Consider the following 17,704-nt stretch of genomic DNA (forward strand, 5'->3'; position numbering starts at 1 on the left):
CGATCGAAATCGTCAACCGCGCCCTGGAAGTCTTCGGGCCGCCGATCTATGTGCGCCATGAAGTGGTCCACAACAAATTTGTCGTCGAAGACCTGCGCAACCGTGGCGCGATCTTTGTCGAGGAGCTGGATCAGGTACCGGACGACGTGATCGTGATCTTCAGTGCCCACGGTGTTTCCCAGGCGGTACGCACCGAAGCTGCCGGCCGGGGCCTGAAAGTATTCGATGCCACGTGCCCGCTGGTGACCAAGGTGCACATCGAAGTCGCACGCTACAGCCGCGACGGTCGCGAATGCATCCTCATCGGCCACGCCGGGCACCCGGAAGTCGAAGGCACCATGGGCCAGTACGATGCCAGCAATGGTGGCGCGATCTACCTCGTCGAAGACGAAAAGGATGTCGCCGCGCTGCAAGTGCATAACCCCGAGAAACTGGCGTTCGTGACCCAGACAACCTTGTCCATGGACGATACCAGTCGCGTCATCGATGCCCTGCGTACGCGTTTCCCGGCCATCGGTGGGCCACGCAAGGACGACATCTGCTACGCCACGCAAAACCGTCAGGATGCGGTCAAGCAACTGGCCGACGAATGCGATGTGGTGTTGGTTGTCGGCAGCCCCAACAGCTCGAACTCCAATCGCCTGCGTGAGCTGGCCGAACGCATGTCGACCCCGGCCTATCTGATTGATGGTGCTGAAGACCTGCAAAAGAGCTGGTTTGACGGTGTCGAACGTATCGGCATTACGGCTGGCGCCTCTGCACCGGAAGTGCTGGTGCGCGGCGTGATCCAGCAGTTGCAGGCCTGGGGCGCTACCGGTGCCGATGAGCTGGCCGGTCGTGAGGAGAACATCACGTTCTCCATGCCTAAAGAGCTGCGCGTCCGCTCCCTGCTTTAAGCGTTTTTCCTTCTGCGCACAACGCTTGCTCAGCCTTCGCGCTGCGCAGGCTGACGCGTCCGCTCGGCGCCAGTACCACCTGATACTGACTGACCGCTTCGCGCGCAGCGCAAACATGTAATGTCCCCGCCTGAAATTCTCCCTGGGCGAACTGTGGTTCGCCCAGATGGCTGAAACGCACGAACTGGCTGACAGGTCGGTTACCGACGATCGGCATCGGCGTGGCGCTTTGACGCTCGACCAGCAGCGGATTGCCGGGGTCTTTGTGCCCCTTGCCACTGATATCCAGAATGATTCGCCAACCCTGGCCCCAGTCACCGTTGATGGAATGAATCATCACGCTCTGATGGCGGGCGATCGCCTCGGTTCTGGCGGTGCGGATGTCACTGTACAGCGACTGCGCAGCCTGCTCGCGAAGGTTCGATTCGGTAACTGCCGCGAATGCCGGACTGACCAAATGTAGAACAATCCCGACAATCGTCAGTCCCATAAGCAGTTCAATCAGGCTGAAACCGTGCTGGCGCATGATATCTCCCTCCCTGGAGTGGCGTGATCTGTGCGCTCCCTGCGCGACTGATGGCAAATCTACCGCGCTGGGGCGGTGGAATGTTCTAGCGTGTAATTGCAGGTATAGCCGACGGCAACGGAGGGCACCGATGCAACATCATTCAAAAGGTTTCACGCTGGTCGAGTTGTTGATCGCGCTGGGGATCTTTCTGGTGCTGATCACTTTGGCCGTCCCGGCGTTTACCCGCTCGGCCCAAACGACAAAGGCCGACACTGAAATCGGCGACCTGCAACGCAGTCTGAATTTCGCTCGCCTCGAGGCCATCGACCGAGGCGTGACGACGCGGCTGCGGCCCAAGGCAGGCGACGGCGTCTGGACCGGAGAGTTAGCGGTTTATGACGGTACTGGCACTGCGGCCAATGTATTGCGGGTTGTTCCAGCGATGAGCAGCGGAGCGACTCTGACGCTAACCTCAGGGGTGACCCCCATTGATTTCAACAATCTGGGCGGGCTGGCGTCATCGTCCACGGCGGTGGTGATCAGTTATGTGCTGGGGTCGCAAAGCAGGACGCTGAATGTGTGTTTGAACGGACGAATTCTATTGGGTGGAAATTGCGGATGAGGCCATGGAGCAAGCATGCACAGGACGGCATGACATTGATCGAAGTTCTGGTTGCGTTGTTGATATTGAGCGTCGGTCTGTTGGGGGCGGCAGCTTTTCAATTGAATGCGCTGAAATACACCGACAGTGCGCGGATGACCAGCCAGGCCAGTTTCATCGCCTACGACATGATGGACCGTATCCGCGCCAACTCCGCTGCCGATTACACCGTGACACCTCCGACTTCCGGCAACCTCAACGTAGCCCGGGACCAGGACCTGTACGACTTCACCAGCAATATCGTCAATTTCGGCGGTCCCACCGCCACGGGCAGCATCGCACTCAATCAGCGGGTTTATACCATCACCATCACTTGGGATGACTCCAGGGCCGCCAATAGCGCCAATGCACGTCGCAGTTTCGTCCTCACCAGTCGTGCCACCGTTGACCCGGTATCGACGCCATGAACCGCCGGCAAAGAGGCTTCGGCCTGATCGAATTGCTGGTCGCCCTGGCTTTGAGTCTGGTGGTGGTCCTGGGCGTGGTGCAGATTTTCATCGCGTCGAAAAACACCTACATCAGCCAGAACGCCGCCGCTGCGATGCAGGAAGACGCGCGTTTCGTGCTGAGCAAGATGATCCAGGAAATCCGCATGGTGGGCATGTTTGGTTGTCTGGGGACGATCACGGACGCCAGTACGCCGGGTGATTTCAACGCGGCGCAAATCACACCGATCAGTTGGGATAACGCCAACCTCAAACTGACTCTGGTAACGGCGGATGTCGGAGGCAGCGGCGGGGCGCCGACCTGGACGGTGATATCCGACTGTCGAAACACTGCAACGGCATACAGCGACCTGCGCGCACCGGCTTCGGGGCAGTTGGCATTCCCGATTCGACGGTTGATCTACAGCTTGAAGAACGGCCAGTTGACCATGGGTGTAGGCCGAGGCACGCCGGCCCAGCAGGTCCTGGTGGACAACGTCAGCGCCTTCAATGTGAGCTTTGGCCTTGCCAGCTCTGCTGCCGACTCGTCGGCTTCCAGTTACAGCAGCAACCCGTCCGACCCGGCACGCATCCGCAGCGTGCGATTGAGTTTGACCCTCACCGATCCGAACAACCGGGTCAGTAACCAAACCTTCAACGTGGTTGCCGCGTTGCGCAACCGACTGCCATGAGCGGGGGACAAATGATGGCGTTTCACGCCCAGCGCGGCATGGCATTGCTGGTCAGCCTGGTTTTCTTGCTATTGCTGACGCTAATCGGCATTTCATCGATGCAGAACGCCACCTTGCAAGAAAAAATGGCCGGCAGCGTAAGCCTGCGCAATCAGTCATTCCAGACCGCCGAAGCGGCGTTGCGCGTGGGTGAAAGCGCAGTGCAACTCGAGAGCTTCACACTGGCAGTGTGCAGCGGCACCAGCCAATGTGCGCCGCCGGCCGAGTCATCGACCATCAAGGCTGCCGGTTTCAATTCAACCTCAGGGGTGACCTGGATCGCTTCGGGCAATGGCTTTTACGGGGTGCAAAACATCGGCACCACCCTGACGGCGGTGAACGTGCCGAGCAACACCTCGGCAACCTTGTACCGGGTAACTGCCGTGGGCATCGCGGGCAACTCGCGCAGTGTGGTGGAGAGCATTTATGCGAAGTACTGAAAGGCGCACGCGGCATTGGCAGTTAATTTGCGGTGCTGTTTTGGGCCTGTATCTGGCGGCGCCGGTCTATGCCTTTACGCCGTCGGACTCACCGTTGCTAAGCGCCGCAGCGGTCGCGCCGAATGTGATGTTGATGATCGACGATTCAGGGAGCATGAATAACATCATCTGGGCGCCGGGATTCGATCCCACGGTCAATCGTGCACAGATCGCGATCTGCGGTTCCAACTCGTCATGCCTCAGTGGCCAGAACCTGGACATGAGCGACACCAATATTTCCCTGTCGAGCCTGAACCGGGGCGGTTGCCCGAACAACGGCAATTGGTACGGTTTCTATCGAGGCTTTCTCGGGCTGACGCCGATTTGCCTGAGATTGCCCGACCCGGTCGGCAATGAAAACACCCGGTATACCGCAAACTATCTGGCGTATCTGTTGGGGCTGGCCAACGGTTCGAGCCGGGATTTTACCTCGGGCGCCAATGCAATTCCCGATGAGTATCGGATCAGCGTCGCTCAGGATGTCTCGAAGAATCTGGTCACCAGCAATCGCTCATTGCGTATCGGACTTGCGACGTTCAATTCCCCCATCAGTAATAACCCGGGCAACGGTGGCTACATTGCCCGGGCGGTCAGCGATCTGTCGGTGGATGCCAACTACAACGCGCTGATTTCCTCGATCAATGGCTTGAGTGCCGTGGCCAACACACCGTTGGCGGAAGCCTATTACGAAGTGACGCGATACATGCGCGGCATGGCGCCGTACTACAACTCCACGCCGGCGACCTATACCAGCCCGATCCAGTATCGCTGCCAGAAGAACTACGGGGTGGTCATTACCGACGGTTTGCCCACCTACGACCGGACGTTTCCCACCAACGATCCGCTGGGTGGCACTCGTCTGCCGAACTGGGACGGCAACAGCGCCAACGACGGTGACAACCTCAGCGGTGACGGCGAGGGCGACACCCTCTATCTGGACGACATCGCCAAATTCGCCTTCGACATCGACATGCGCTCCACCGGAACCGATCTGGCCGGCAAAAGCTGGAACGCGACAGATTTCCCCAAGCAAAACATGAACACCTACACCGTGGGTTTCACCGCGGCGAACCAGATGCTGTCGGATGCTGCCAACTACGGTCAGGGCAAGTACTATCAGGCTACCGACAGCACCGGACTGAATGCCGCGCTGTCCTCCGCGCTGAGCGAAATCACTTCCAAGGCGGGGTCCGGTGGCAGTGGCGTGACCAGTGGGACGATTCTCGGCAGCGGTAGCAGCTTCTTTCAAACCAGCTATGACCCCAAGGATTGGCGCGGCACCATCAAGTCCTACGGCTTCACCGCCAGTGGCACGGTCAACACCAGTGCGGTGCAGTGGACCACCGACACGGCCATCGTGCCTGGCGCCACGGCGCCGACCTATCAGTCCTGGAACAGTCAAACCAACACCGTCGTGACGTTGGCCTATGCCAACTTCTCCACAGCCCAACAAACCACCCTCAATCAAGGCCTGCCCAGCGGTATCACCGGCAGCGATCTGGTGGAGTGGAGCAAGGGCACCAACAAGACCGGGTTGAAAGTACGCAGTGTGTTGCTGGGGGATATCATCAACTCGCCGCTGGTCCTGGCGTCACCAACGGACAAAACCGCCTCCGACCTTTCCGGCGACAGCACCTACAGCGCTTATCTGGCCACCAAAGCGGCCAACATGAATGCCAGCCTGGTGGTCAACGCCAACGACGGTTTCGTTAACGTCATCAACTCCACCAGCGGCGCACGACGCTACGCCTACATGCCGTCGAGTGTGTTGCCGTCGCTGCGCTACATCGCCGATACCGGCTACATCAACGGCGTCAGCCACAAGTTCCTGGTGGACGGGCAGCTGGGCGTGTTCGATGCCCAACTCAACAGCGCCTGGAAAACCCTGGCGCTCGGTGGCACCGGGGCGGGAGGGCGGACCTTCTACGCCTTGCAACTGTTCGATGCCTCGGCGGGCAATGCGACCAGAGCGTTGTGGGAAATCAGCGCGCCGACCAGCGCAAACACCGCAAACGCTTTCAATGATCTGGGTTATGCCTACGCCCGTCCGGAAGTGGCACGCTTGGCCGACGGTCGTTGGGCTGCGTTCATTTCCAACGGCTACGGCAGCAACTCCGGGGTCGCAGCCCTGTACGTAGTGGATGTCCGCGACGGCTCGCTGATCAAGAAAATCGTCGTCGACGGCAGCGAGACCAGCAACGGTTTGTCCTCGGTGAAGCTCAGGGTCAACTCGCAGAACGTGGTGCAGGCCGCTTATGGCGGGGATTTGAAGGGGCGGCTGTGGAAGTTTGACTTGAGCGGTACTTCTACCGACACCTGGGGCGTGGCGTTTTCCGGCAAGCCGTTGTTCACCGCTGCGGGTGGGGCGACCCAGCCAATCACCGCGCAACCCTTGCTGGCGGATAACTCGCTGGGTGGCAAAGTGGTATTTTTCGGCAGCGGAAAATTCAACGAAACGGCGGACAAGACCAACAAGGATTTGCAGGCGTTCTACGCGGTGTGGGATGCGGACGGTGGTTCCGGGCAGATCACCACCTCGAGCTTGCAGGCTCAGGCGGTGACGGGTGTGTTCTCGGGTAGCTCAGGTCAGTTCATCACCACCAGCCAGAACGAGGTGACTTATCCAGCGGAAAAGGGCTGGTACCTGCCATTGGTGTACAACAACGTGTTGACCGGTGAACGGGTGATCAATCAGGCCAATCTGATACTGGGTCGGATCGTCTTTACCACGGCCAGTGTCGACACCACTGACCCGTGCGCGAGTTTCGGCACCGGCAAACTGGTCGAACTCGATGCGTTCAGCGGTAAGATGCTCAACTATGCGGTGCTCGACACCAATAGCGACGGCGTGGTCGACAGCAACGATACCGTGTCCGCGGGTGTGATTTTCACCGGAGGCAATCCGACCTTGAACGCCATCGTCAATGGCGGGACACGCAAAGTGGTGAACGATTCCAGTGGCGGCATTACCACGCTGGTGGAAAAATCCGGCGGTGGCAGCCGTCGCATCATGTGGCGACAAATACAGTAAGTGAGAGTTGAGGCATGCACAGATTCAACCGCGGTTTTACCCTGATCGAAATCATGATCGTGATTGCGATCATCGGGATTGTCATGACCATCGCTGCACCCAGTTTCACCGAGTACCTGAAGAAGGGCCGTCGTGCCGAAGTGGCCGGCCTGCTTTCCGAGCAGGCGCAGATTCTCGAGCGTTTCTATACACAAAAGAATGTGTATACCGGCGTTGCCGGCCTGAGCCCTGGCAATGATTACTACACCATCACGTCGACCCTGACCGACCAGACTTTCCTGCTGACGGCGGTGCGCAAGGCCGGTACAGCCATGGCGACCGACAAGTGCGGTGATTTCACGATCACTAATACAGGCGTGCGCGGCATGGTCAACGCCACGGCCGGCCTGACCACCAAGGACTGCTGGGGTCGCTGAGGTTTTTCGGGCGCCTTTTGCGTCCACTGTCTATTTATCGGTTGGATCACAATATGAACAGGCAACAGCAAGTGGTGATTGTCGGTGGCGGGGTAATCGGCCTGCTGACGGCATTCAATCTCGCGTCCGAAGTGCAGAGCGTTGTGCTGCTGGACCGTTCGAATGTCGGTCAGGAGTCGTCCTGGGCGGGTGGCGGCATTGTTTCGCCGCTCTATCCATGGCGTTACAACCCGGCAGTTACCGCGCTGGCTCATTGGTCCCAGGACTTTTATCCACAGCTGGGTGAGCGCTTGTTTGCTGCCACCGGGGTCGATCCAGAGGTGCATACCACCGGTCTGTATTGGCTCGATCTGGATGACGAGGCCGAGGCGCTGGCCTGGGCAGTGCGGGAGAATCGTCCGTTGCGGGCTGTGGATATCTCGGCGGCGCACGATGCGGTGCCGGTGCTGGGCGGTGGTTTTTCCCGGGCCATCTACATGGCTGATGTAGCCAATGTACGCAATCCGCGTTTGGTGAAATCGCTCAAGGCAGCGCTACAGGCACTGCCGAACGTGACGATTCATGAGCAGTGCGCGGTCAGTGGTTTTATTCGCGAAGGCGAAAAAGTCGTCGGTGTGCAGACTTCTGGCGGTGCGATTCATGGCGATCAAGTGGTCTTGACCGCGGGTGCCTGGAGCGGTGATTTGCTCAAGAGCCTGGGCCTGGAGTTGCCGGTCGAGCCGGTGAAAGGGCAGATGATTCTCTACAAGTGCGCGGCGGATTTTCTGCCGAGCATGGTGCTGGCCAAGGGGCGTTACGCGATTCCCCGACGCGACGGGCACATTCTGATTGGCAGTACGCTGGAGTATGAAGGCTACGACAAGACGCCAACCGAATCGGCGCTGGAGAGCCTCAAGGCCTCGGCGATTGAGCTGATCCCGGCGTTGGCGGATGCCGAAGTGGTCGGGCATTGGGCCGGTTTGCGCCCGGGTTCGCCCCAAGGTATTCCCTACATTGGCCGGGTGCCCGGGTTTGAAGGCTTGTGGCTCAACTGCGGGCATTTCCGCAATGGGCTGGTGCTGGCGCCAGCGTCGTGCCAGTTGTTTGCCGATGTGATGTTGGATCGCGATCCGATTATCGACCCGGCGCCGTATGCTCCGTCCGGGCGGATTTGACCGTCAGGAATTAGTTGCTTGTCAGATTGCCATCGCGGGCAAGCCAGCTCCCACAGTGAAGCGGGGAGTTCTCGATTTTGTGTTCGACGCAAAAACTGTGGGAGCGGGCTTGCCCGCGATGGGGGCCCTCAATCCAACCCTAATTTTTTCAGCCTGTAACGCATCGACCTGAATGAAAGATTCAACCGCTGAGCCGCCGCCGTGCGGTTCCAGCGGGTTTCTTCCAGTGCCTGAAGAATCAGCTGGCGCTCGACGTTTTCCAGATACATTTCCAGATTGTCGATTTGCGTCAGATCCGGCACCCCGCCCTCAGGCGTGCAATTACCCTCGGCCAATCGCAGGTCGCCTGCCTCGATCTGTTTGTTTTCGCAGAGGGTGTGCGCTCGTTCGAGCATGTTTTCCAGTTCCCGCACATTACCGGGGAAACGGTAATTTTTCAGTGCCTCGAGTGCTTGCGGGTGCAGTTTTGCCGGCGCTTGCCCCGTATCGGCTGCCAACCGTTTGAGTACGTGGCTGGCCAATGGCTCGATGTCGTCGCGGCGTTCGCGCAGGGGCGGCACTCGTAGCTCGATCACGTTCAAACGGTAGTAGAGGTCCTGGCGAAAGCGTTCCGCGGCGACTTCGCCACCAAGGTCTTTATGCGTGGCGCAAAGAATGCGCACATCGACCACCTCTTCCTGCTGGCCGCCGACGCTGCGTACGGCTTTTTCCTGGATCGCCCGCAGCAGTTTGACCTGCATTGGCAGCGGCAGGTCAGCCACCTCGTCGAGGAACAGCGTGCCGCCATGCGCAGCCTGGAACAGGCCGGGCTTGTCTTCGATGGCGCCGCTGAAGCTGCCTTTGCGATGCCCGAAAAACTCGCTTTCCATCAGTTCCGACGGGATCGCTCCGCAATTGACCGGGATAAAGGGTTGGTTGGCACGTGGGCCACGGTCATGGATCAGCCGCGCCACCAACTCCTTGCCGCTACCGGATTCGCCGCTGATGTACACCGGAGCCTGGCTGCGCGCCAATTTGTCGATCTGCTTGCGCAAGTTGCGCATGGGCAACGAATCGCCCAACAACCGTCGGTCGATGGCGACGCCAGGAGAGGGCAGGAGCAGGGCGCTGTTGACCAGTTCCCGCAAGCGGTTGAGATCCACCGGTTTGGTCAGAAAGTCGAAAGCGCCGGCCTTGAGCGCGTTGATTGCCGTATCAACGTTGCCATACGCCGTGATCATGGCCACCGGGATCTGTGGATAACGTTGCTGGATGTGCTGCACCAGCTCCAGGCCGGTGCCATCGGGCAGGCGCATGTCGGTCAGGCACAGATCGAATGTTTCGCGATTGAGCAGGGCCAGGGCCTCGCTCGCGTTACGCGCACTGTAGGTATCGAGTTTCATCCGACCCAGGGTGATTTCCAGGAGTTCGCGGATGTCCGGTTCGTCGTCGACGATCAGGACTTTTTGCCGTGGGCTCATATTCAACTTTGTTTCCGTCCGTGAGCAAAGGTGATGCGAAAGCAGCCGCCGCCTTGGCGTGGTTTGAAGTCTAGGCGTGCCTGGTTGCTTTCGCACAACTCACGGGACAGATACAGCCCAAGGCCGGTGCCCTGGTGGCTGGTGGTGAAAAACGGTTCGAACAGTTGCGCCTGATGGTCCGGCGTCACACCGGCCCCGTCATCGAGCACTTCGAGGATCGGCAACTGGCTGTCGGGATCAATGAACAATTCAAGCCAGACTTGCGCCAGGTCGTGGTTTTGCGCGCTGTGGCGCCAGGCGTTGCGTATCAGGTTGTCGATGATCTGGTGCAATTGGTCCGGGTCCATCAACGTCTTGAAGTCGCCGGGGCCGATGTTCAGGTGTATCCGCTGACGCTCGGTCGCGGCCTCGCGAATTTCAGTGACGAACTGTTGCAGCCACGGCTTCAGGTCGAGGCGCTGCGCCACGGTTTGTTGGCGGCGGGACATTTGCAGGACGTTTTCGATTACCCGATTCATTCGTTGAGAGTGGTCTTGAATAATCTGCGTCAGACGTTGATCGGCGCTGTTCAGTTCCTCTGATTCTCGCAATAGCTGTGCGGCGTGACTGATGGCGCCCAGCGGATTGCGTATTTCATGGGCGATACCGGCGGTCAGGCGGCCAAGGGCGGCGAGTTTCATTTGTTGGGCTTGTTGGGCGATTTGCGCGATATCTTCGAGAAAAACCAGGGTCTGGTGTTGTGGGCTCGGGTCCAGGGCAATGAAACTGGGTTGCAGCTCCATGCCGCTGCTGGCGATTTTAAGGCTCTGGGGGCGCAGCGTCGGGTTGTTGAGCCACAGGTGCAGACGCTCGACGAGCGACGGTAGGAGCTCGTCGATCAGTCGGCCTTCAAGGCGATCAAAACCCAGCAGGGTCAAGGCGCTGTGATTGGCCAATTGCACTCGGCGCTGATCGTCGAGCACCAGGATGCCGGTGCGCATGCGTTGCAGGATCAGCGCGTTGAGTGCTTCGAGGCCGATGACTTCGCTGGCCTTCTGCTCCACCAGCGTTTCGCTGACTTCCAGGCGTCGGGCCAGGCCCTGTACCAGCAACGCTGCGGCAAAACACAGGGCGCCGAGGGTACTGACTTGCAAATAGTCGTTGGGACTGGCGCGATGGCTGAAATTCAACAGCAAGCTTGAACCGACGATGCCGATCGCTGCGAGGGCGGCAATCAACAGGCCGATGCGCCTTCGCAACAAGGTATTGCTGATGGCCACCGAGACGATCAGCAAGTTGCCGATGGCGCTCGCCACACCGCCGCCGGCGTAGAACAGGCCGCACAGCAGAAAGATATCGAGCAGTGCCAGGCTGAACAGTTGTGCCGGTCGACGGGTGTTCTCGAAGAAGACCACCAGCACAATATTCAGCACCAGGTACAACCAACTGCCAATGCGCAGTAAATCGTCGTTGGCTGACGTCAGCAACCGGTTATCCATGTTGCTGGAGATCAGCAGCACCAGGATGATGCCGACGCTTAAACGGTAGAGATGATAGAGGCGCAGCAGGCGCTGGGCCTGCTTGTCGCTGTGACTGGATGCCTCAGCGATCACTGGAACCGGGGCCTTGCTCAAGATGAGCCTGGCTGCAATACCACTGTTGTTGAAGGTTCAGTGCGCGATCGCGTGGCAGGTGCACACCGCAATGAGCACAACGGACCATTGGCGCTGCTTCCAGCTCGGCATTGGATTTGGGAGAGGAGGCCTGGCCCTTGTACTTGCGCCAGAACCACACCGCGGCGGCAATCACGGCGATCCAGAAGAGTATACGAAGCATGATGAGCTGCTTTATTGGCTGATGAACAGGCAGTTTAGCCGGGGACATGACAGGCGCACAGCGCATTCGCCAACCACAAAAAAAACCCAATAAAAAAGGGAGACTCAAGCGTCTCCCTTTTGTACCGCCGGTCGTGTCAGTCGAACACGCCGAAGGTCATGTAGCTGAACCACGAACGGTCTTCGTTGTTGCCTTCAGCTTCGTGTTCCTCTTCCTCGATCACTTCGCCATCTGCGTCTTTAGGCTTGAGTTCGTTCGGAATGGCATCCTTCGCGTCCTGGAACTGCTTCTGCACGTCCTGGTTGGCGCGGGTTTCTCCCGGCGGCAGCGGCGGACGGGATTCGATCAGGCCCAGGGTGGCCTTGCTCAGCCACGAACGGTTGTCGGCTTCGTCAACCGACGGTACGAACTGACCGTCCACCAACGATGGGTGGTTCGGGTAGTTGAGTTTCAGGGTTTCAAGGCTGGTGGCGGCCAGTTCGTCGAGATGCAGACGCTGGTAGGCCTCGGTCATCACCGCCAGGCCGTCGGCGACCGATGGGGTTTCCTGGAAGTTTTCCACCACATAGCGCCCACGGTTTGCCGCAGCGACATAGGCCTGACGGGTCAGGTAATAGTCGGCAACGTGGATTTCGTAGGCTGCCAGCAGGTTGCGCAGGTAGATCATGCGCTGCTTGGCGTCAGGCGAGTAGCGGCTGTTCGGGAAGCGGCTGGTCAGCTGGGCGAACTCGTTGTAGGAGTCGCGCGCGGCACCCGGGTCACGCTTGGTCATGTCCAGCGGCAGGAAGCGCGACAGCAGACCAACGTCCTGGTCGAAAGAAGTCAGGCCCTTGAGGTAATAAGCGTAATCGACATTCGGGTGCTGCGGATGCAGACGAATGAAACGCTCCGCAGCGGCTTTTGCAGCCTCGGGTTCCGCGTTCTTGTAGTTGGCGTAGATGAGCTCGAGTTGAGCCTGATCGGCATAACGACCGAACGGATAACGCGATTCCAGAGCCTTCAGCTTGGCGGTGGCGCTGGTGTAGCTGTTGTTGTCCAGGTCGGCTTGAGCCTGTTGGTACAACTCGACTTCACTCAGGTTTTCGTCTACGACTTCCTTCGATGAGCAAGCAGCGGTCAATGCGAGGATGGCGATCAGCAGCAGGTGTTTCACTTGCATGGCGGCTTGCGTCCCTATGACGGCCGCTGTCTTGGGCGTGGCCGTCCTGTTATGATGAGCGCCCCGTTGAATAGCCTCGGGGCAAAAGACGCCGTATTTAACCACAAGCGCGCAGCCGAAACCAAAGGCTGTGCCGACGCCTAGTCTGAGCATGTCCGATAAAATTGAACTTCGCGCAGAGGTGCCGTCCGAATTGGGCGGCCAACGCCTCGATCAAGTCGCCGCCCAACTCTTCGCTGAGCACTCACGCTCGCGCCTTTCCGCCTGGATCAAAGAAGGTCGCCTGACTGTGGACGGGGCGGTGATCCGCCCGCGCGACATTGTGCATGGCGGTGCCATCCTTGAGCTGACTGCCGAGCAGGAAGCCCAGGGCGAATGGATCGCCCAGGACATCGAGCTCGACATCGTCTATGAAGACGACGACATCCTGGTGATCAACAAGCCTGCGGGCCTGGTGGTGCACCCGGCTGCCGGCCATGCCGACGGCACCTTGCTCAACGCCTTGCTGCACCACGTGCCGGACATCATCAATGTGCCCCGCGCCGGTATCGTGCATCGCCTGGACAAGGACACCACCGGTCTGATGGTGGTGGCCAAGACCATTCAGGCGCAGACGCAGCTGGTTACACAGTTGCAGAGCCGCAGCGTCAGCCGCATCTATGAATGCATCGTGATCGGTGTGGTAACGGCTGGCGGCAAGATCAACGCGCCAATCGGTCGCCACGGCCAGCAGCGCCAGCGCATGGCGGTAATGGAGGGGGGCAAGCAGGCCGTCAGCCACTACCGCGTGCTTGAGCGTTTCCGCTCCCACACTCACGTGCGGGTGAAGCTGGAGACCGGTCGTACGCACCAGATTCGCGTACACATGGCCCACATCAACTTCCCGTTGGTTGGAGATCCTGCCTACGGCGGTCGTTTCCGGATTCCGCCGGCAGCCAACCCGACCATGGTCGAGTCGCTGAAAAACTTCCCGCGTCAGGCACTGCATGCACGGTTCCTGGAGCTGGATCACCCGACGACCGGTGAGCGCATGAGTTGGGAGTCGCCGCTGCCGGAAGATTTCGTCTGGTTGCTGACCCTGCTCAAGCAAGACCGCGAGGCGTTCATCGGATGAGTGACTGGCTGATTCCTGACTGGCCCGCGCCGGCCGGGGTCAAAGCCTGTGTGACCACCCGTGCGGGCGGCGTCAGTCTGGCGCCGTTCGACAGCCTCAACCTCGGCGATCACGTCGGTGACAGCCCTGAGGCCGTCGCCGAAAATCGCCGTCGTCTTACCGATCATTTCTCTATTCAACCGGCCTGGCTGCAGCAGGTCCACGGCATTGTCGTGGCCCATGCCGATCCGGGCCGGGTGGACACGGCTGACGCCAGCTGGACCTCAACGCCGGGCGTCGCCTGCGCGGCGATGACCGCCGATTGCCTGCCTGCGCTGTTTTGCGATCGTGCCGGTACCCGCGTTGCTGCAGCCCATGCCGGTTGGCGCGGGTTGGCGGCTGGCGTGCTGGAAGCCACCCTCGACAGTCTGGCGGTGCCACCTGCCGAAGTATTGGTCTGGCTCGGTCCAGCCATTGGCCCGCAAGCCTTTGAAGTCGGCCCGGAAGTGCGCGAAACCTTCGTGCAGCAATTGCCGCAGGCGGCTGAAGCCTTCGTGCCGAGTCAAAACCCCGGCAAGTTCATGGCCGACATCTATAGGCTTGCGCGTCTGCGCCTGGCTGCTCGCGGCGTCACCGCTGTCTACGGTGGCGGTTTCTGTACCGTGACCGACCCGCGTTTCTATTCTTACCGCCGGGCCCCTCGCACCGGTCGGTTCGCCTCCTTGATCTGGCTCGCCCGCTAAGCTTCTCTGATCTGCATCAATGTATTGATGCTTGAAACTCCCAGAATCGACCGCATCTATAACGGTATCTGGCAGGTTTCTTCATTCAGGATGTTTTATAGGTCCGGCCTGCTCAAAAGGAAGGTGACCCATGCGTATAGACCGTTTAACCAGCAAATTGCAGTTGGCGTTGTCCGATGCCCAATCCCTGGCCGTCGGCCTCGATCATCCGGCCATCGAGCCGGCGCACTTGATGCAGGCCTTGCTCGAACAGCAGGGCGGCTCGATCAAGCCCCTGCTGATGCAGGTGGGCTTCGACGTCAACAGCCTGCGTAAAGAGCTGACCAAAGAGCTCGACCAACTGCCGAAAATCCAGAACCCGACCGGCGACGTCAATATGTCGCAGGATCTGGCGCGTCTGCTCAACCAGGCTGACCGTCTGGCTCAGCAGAAGGGCGACCAGTTCATCTCCAGCGAGCTGGTCCTGCTCGCCGCCATGGACGAAAACAGCAAGCTCGGCAAGCTGTTGCTCGGTCAGGGCGTGAGCAAAAAGGCTTTGGAAAACGCGATCAACAACCTGCGCGGTGGCGAGGCCGTCAACGACCCGAACCACGAGGAGGCGCGTCAGGCGCTGGACAAATACACCGTCGACCTGACCAAGCGTGCTGAAGAGGGCAAGCTTGATCCGGTGATCGGCCGCGACGACGAAATCCGCCGTACGATTCAGGTGCTGCAACGCCGCACCAAGAACAACCCGGTGCTGATTGGTGAGCCTGGCGTGGGTAAAACCGCGATCGCCGAAGGCCTGGCCCAGCGCATCATCAATGGTGAAGTGCCGGATGGCCTCAAGGGCAAGCGCCTGTTGTCCCTGGACATGGGGGCGTTGATTGCCGGTGCCAAATATCGCGGTGAGTTCGAAGAGCGGCTCAAGGCATTGCTCAACGAACTGTCGAAGCAGGAAGGACAGATCATTCTGTTCATCGACGAGCTGCATACCATGGTCGGCGCCGGTAAGGGCGAAGGCTCGATGGACGCAGGCAACATGCTCAAGCCGGCCCTGGCGCGCGGTGAATTGCATTGCGTCGGCGCTACCACGCTCAATGAGTACCGCCAATATATAGAGAAGGATGCCGCTCTCGAACGGCGCTTCCAGAAAGTGTTGGTGGACGAACCGAGCGAAGAGGACACCATTGCCATCCTGCGTGGCCTGAAAGAGCGCTACGAGGTTCACCACAAAGTGGCGATCACCGACGGTGCGATCATCGCGGCGGCCAAGCTCAGTCATCGCTACATCACTGACCGGCAATTGCCGGACAAGGCCATCGACCTGATCGACGAGGCTGCCAGCCGCATCCGCATGGAGATCGATTCCAAGCCCGAAGTGCTGGACCGACTCGAGCGTCGCCTGATTCAACTGAAGGTGGAATCCCAGGCGCTGAAGAAAGAAAGCGACGACGCAGCGAAGAAACGTCTGGAAAAACTCCAGGAAGAAATCGCTCGGCATGAGCGCGAGTACTCGGACCTCGAAGAAATCTGGAATTCGGAAAAAGCCGAGGTGCAGGGTTCTGCGCAGATCCAGCAAAAGATCGAACAGTCCCGCCAGGAACTGGAAACCGCTCGCCGCAAGGGCGACCTGAACCGCATGGCGGAATTGCAGTACGGGGTGATCCCGGATCTGGAACGCAGCCTGCAAATGGTCGACCAGCATGGCAAAGCGGAAAACCAGTTGCTGCGCAGCAAGGTGACTGAAGAAGAGATCGCCGAAGTCGTTTCGAAGTGGACCGGTATCCCGGTGTCGAAGATGCTCGAAGGCGAACGCGAAAAACTGATGAAGATGGAAAGCCTGTTGCACCAGCGTGTGATTGGCCAGGACGAAGCGGTGGTCGCGGTTTCCAACGCGGTACGGCGTTCCCGCGCCGGGTTGTCCGACCCGAACCGGCCGAGCGGCTCGTTCATGTTCCTCGGCCCTACCGGTGTCGGTAAAACCGAGCTGTGCAAGGCGCTGGCCGAGTTCCTCTTTGACACTGAAGAGGCGATGGTGCGGATCGACATGTCCGAATTCATGGAGAAACATTCCGTGGCTCGCTTGATCGGGGCGCCACCAGGCTATGTCGGCTACGAAGAAGGCGGGTATCTGACCGAGGCGGTGCGTCGCAAGCCTTACTCGGTGATCCTCATGGACGAAGTCGAGAAGGCGCACCCGGATGTGTTCAACGTCTTGCTGCAAGTGCTTGAAGACGGTCGCCTGACGGATAGCCATGGCCGCACGGTGGACTTCAAGAACACTGTGATCGTCATGACTTCCAACCTGGGGTCGGTGCAGATCCAGGAACTGGTCGGTGATCGTGAAGCACAGCGTGCGGCGGTAATGGATGCGATTTCCACGCACTTCCGGCCTGAGTTCATCAACCGGGTCGACGAGGTGGTGATCTTCGAACCGTTGGCGCGGGATCAGATCGCCGGCATTACCGAGATCCAGTTGGGTCGTCTGCGTAGTCGTCTGACTGAACGTGAGCTCAAACTCGAGCTCAGCCCTGAAGCGATGGATAAGCTCATCGCGGTGGGTTACGACCCGGTGTATGGCGCTCGGCCGCTCAAGCGAGCGATTCAGCGCTGGATCGAGAACCCGCTGGCACAGCTGATTCTGTCGGGCCGATTCATGCCAGGCGACACAGCCCACGGTGTGGTGGAAAACGACGAAATCGTCTTCGTCTGATCCTCGGCGGCAGCAAAAATGAAAAGGCCTCGCATTGCGAGGCCTTTTTTTCGTTAGGCTGTTGAACTCAAAGGAAAAGGCTTGTAAAGTGCGCCCCGCAGTCAGTCACCCGCCAGGGTTCTTGCTCCCCAAGCAGGAATCCAAAATAAGTTGCAAATCATTAACTTGAAAGCAATTTAGGGGGTTGACAGAGGTGCTGAAGATTGTAGAATAGCGCGCCTCAGACACACGAACGCAGCGATGCGAACGAGTAGAAGAGAACGCAGTAAAGCTTCAATGTTGTAAATTGAAATATGTAGTTCCGTGATAGCTCAGTCGGTAGAGCAAATGACTGTTAATCATTGGGTCCCAGGTTCGAGTCCTGGTCACGGAGCCAATTTCAAACCGGGGTATAGCGCAGTCCGGTAGCGCGCCTGCTTTGGGAGCAGGATGTCAGGA

Annotated in this window: 16 protein-coding genes and 1 tRNA gene; 12 read left to right on the forward strand and 5 right to left on the reverse strand. The window is 59.3% G+C overall.

Going from position 1 to position 17,704, the window contains the following annotated elements; all coding sequences use genetic code 11:
* Positions 1 to 2 precede the first annotated feature (2 nt).
* Complete coding sequence (gene ispH / locus D8U18_RS13385; RefSeq protein WP_241664326.1) at positions 3 to 896, forward strand: 4-hydroxy-3-methylbut-2-enyl diphosphate reductase; 894 nt, start codon at positions 3 to 5, stop codon at positions 894 to 896.
* Here ispH and D8U18_RS13390 read toward each other — a convergent pair.
* On the reverse strand, positions 865 to 1,422 hold the full coding sequence (locus tag D8U18_RS13390) for a GspH/FimT family pseudopilin (RefSeq protein WP_056855661.1): 558 nt from the start codon (positions 1,420 to 1,422) through the stop codon (positions 865 to 867). The two genes, ispH and D8U18_RS13390, sit on opposite strands and share 32 nt — an antisense overlap.
* Positions 1,423 to 1,552: 130 nt before the next feature.
* On the opposite strand from D8U18_RS13390, the gene D8U18_RS13395 reads away from it, so the two are divergent.
* Genes D8U18_RS13395 through thiO form a run of 7 tightly spaced genes read left to right on the forward strand, consistent with a single transcriptional unit; the run spans position 1,553 to position 8,301 of the window.
* Positions 1,553 to 2,026: a GspH/FimT family pseudopilin gene (locus D8U18_RS13395; protein ID WP_130905862.1), complete on the forward strand. Its 474-nt coding sequence runs from the start codon at positions 1,553 to 1,555 to the stop codon at positions 2,024 to 2,026.
* A complete protein-coding gene (pilV, locus tag D8U18_RS13400) occupies positions 2,023 to 2,472 on the forward strand; it encodes a type IV pilus modification protein PilV (RefSeq protein WP_056855659.1) in 450 nt (149 codons plus the stop codon). The genes D8U18_RS13395 and pilV overlap by 4 nt, the downstream gene beginning before the upstream one ends.
* The gene (locus tag D8U18_RS13405; RefSeq protein WP_131107791.1) at positions 2,469 to 3,182 is read left to right on the forward strand and encodes a prepilin-type N-terminal cleavage/methylation domain-containing protein; all 714 of its coding nucleotides are present in this window, start codon (positions 2,469 to 2,471) and stop codon (positions 3,180 to 3,182) included. The genes pilV and D8U18_RS13405 overlap by 4 nt, the downstream gene beginning before the upstream one ends.
* Before the next feature lie 11 nt (positions 3,183 to 3,193).
* Positions 3,194 to 3,661 carry a PilX N-terminal domain-containing pilus assembly protein gene (locus D8U18_RS13410; RefSeq protein ID WP_130907843.1) on the forward strand — a complete coding sequence of 156 codons (468 nt, stop codon included), beginning with the start codon at positions 3,194 to 3,196 and terminating at the stop codon, positions 3,659 to 3,661.
* On the forward strand, positions 3,648 to 6,731 hold the full coding sequence (locus tag D8U18_RS13415) for a PilC/PilY family type IV pilus protein (protein ID WP_131107792.1): 3,084 nt from the start codon (positions 3,648 to 3,650) through the stop codon (positions 6,729 to 6,731). Before D8U18_RS13410 ends, D8U18_RS13415 begins: the two co-directional genes overlap by 14 nt.
* Positions 6,732 to 6,745: 14 nt before the next feature.
* Positions 6,746 to 7,147 (forward strand): type IV pilin protein, encoded by a 402-nt coding sequence (locus tag D8U18_RS13420; protein WP_131107793.1) that lies wholly within the window; start codon positions 6,746 to 6,748, stop codon positions 7,145 to 7,147.
* A gap of 53 nt (positions 7,148 to 7,200) precedes the next feature.
* Complete coding sequence (gene thiO / locus D8U18_RS13425; RefSeq protein WP_131107794.1) at positions 7,201 to 8,301, forward strand: glycine oxidase ThiO; 1,101 nt, start codon at positions 7,201 to 7,203, stop codon at positions 8,299 to 8,301.
* 128 nt (positions 8,302 to 8,429) lie between these two features.
* Here the strand turns inward: thiO and D8U18_RS13430 are convergent, their stop codons facing one another.
* The 4 genes from D8U18_RS13430 to D8U18_RS13445 form a co-directional block, all read right to left on the reverse strand.
* On the reverse strand, positions 8,430 to 9,761 hold the full coding sequence (locus D8U18_RS13430) for a sigma-54 dependent transcriptional regulator (RefSeq protein WP_130905868.1): 1,332 nt from the start codon (positions 9,759 to 9,761) through the stop codon (positions 8,430 to 8,432).
* 2 nt (positions 9,762 to 9,763) lie between these two features.
* The gene (locus D8U18_RS13435) at positions 9,764 to 11,353 is read right to left on the reverse strand and encodes an ATP-binding protein (RefSeq protein WP_131107795.1); all 1,590 of its coding nucleotides are present in this window, start codon (positions 11,351 to 11,353) and stop codon (positions 9,764 to 9,766) included.
* Positions 11,343 to 11,576: a PP0621 family protein gene (locus tag D8U18_RS13440; protein ID WP_056855651.1), complete on the reverse strand. Its 234-nt coding sequence runs from the start codon at positions 11,574 to 11,576 to the stop codon at positions 11,343 to 11,345. The genes D8U18_RS13435 and D8U18_RS13440 overlap by 11 nt, the downstream gene beginning before the upstream one ends.
* Positions 11,577 to 11,712: 136 nt before the next feature.
* Entirely contained in the window at positions 11,713 to 12,735 is a 1,023-nt protein-coding gene (locus tag D8U18_RS13445) for an outer membrane protein assembly factor BamD (RefSeq protein ID WP_056855650.1), read from the reverse strand.
* Positions 12,736 to 12,886: 151 nt separating this feature from the next.
* On the opposite strand from D8U18_RS13445, the gene rluD reads away from it, so the two are divergent.
* From rluD to D8U18_RS13465, 4 genes are all read left to right on the forward strand, one after another.
* Entirely contained in the window at positions 12,887 to 13,849 is a 963-nt protein-coding gene (gene rluD, locus D8U18_RS13450; protein ID WP_131107796.1) for a 23S rRNA pseudouridine(1911/1915/1917) synthase RluD, read from the forward strand.
* Positions 13,846 to 14,571, forward strand: a complete 726-nt coding sequence (gene pgeF, locus D8U18_RS13455; protein WP_056855648.1) for a peptidoglycan editing factor PgeF — start codon at positions 13,846 to 13,848, stop codon at positions 14,569 to 14,571. The genes rluD and pgeF overlap by 4 nt, the downstream gene beginning before the upstream one ends.
* Positions 14,572 to 14,701: 130 nt before the next feature.
* Complete coding sequence (gene clpB, locus D8U18_RS13460) at positions 14,702 to 17,266, forward strand: ATP-dependent chaperone ClpB (protein WP_056855647.1); 2,565 nt, start codon at positions 14,702 to 14,704, stop codon at positions 17,264 to 17,266.
* Positions 17,267 to 17,566: 300 nt separating this feature from the next.
* Positions 17,567 to 17,642 (forward strand) — tRNA-Asn (locus D8U18_RS13465).
* Positions 17,643 to 17,704: the final 62 nt, after the last annotated feature.

Source organism: Pseudomonas sp. Sample_10 (genome assembly GCF_004321495.1).
GTDB lineage: Bacteria > Pseudomonadota > Gammaproteobacteria > Pseudomonadales > Pseudomonadaceae > Aquipseudomonas.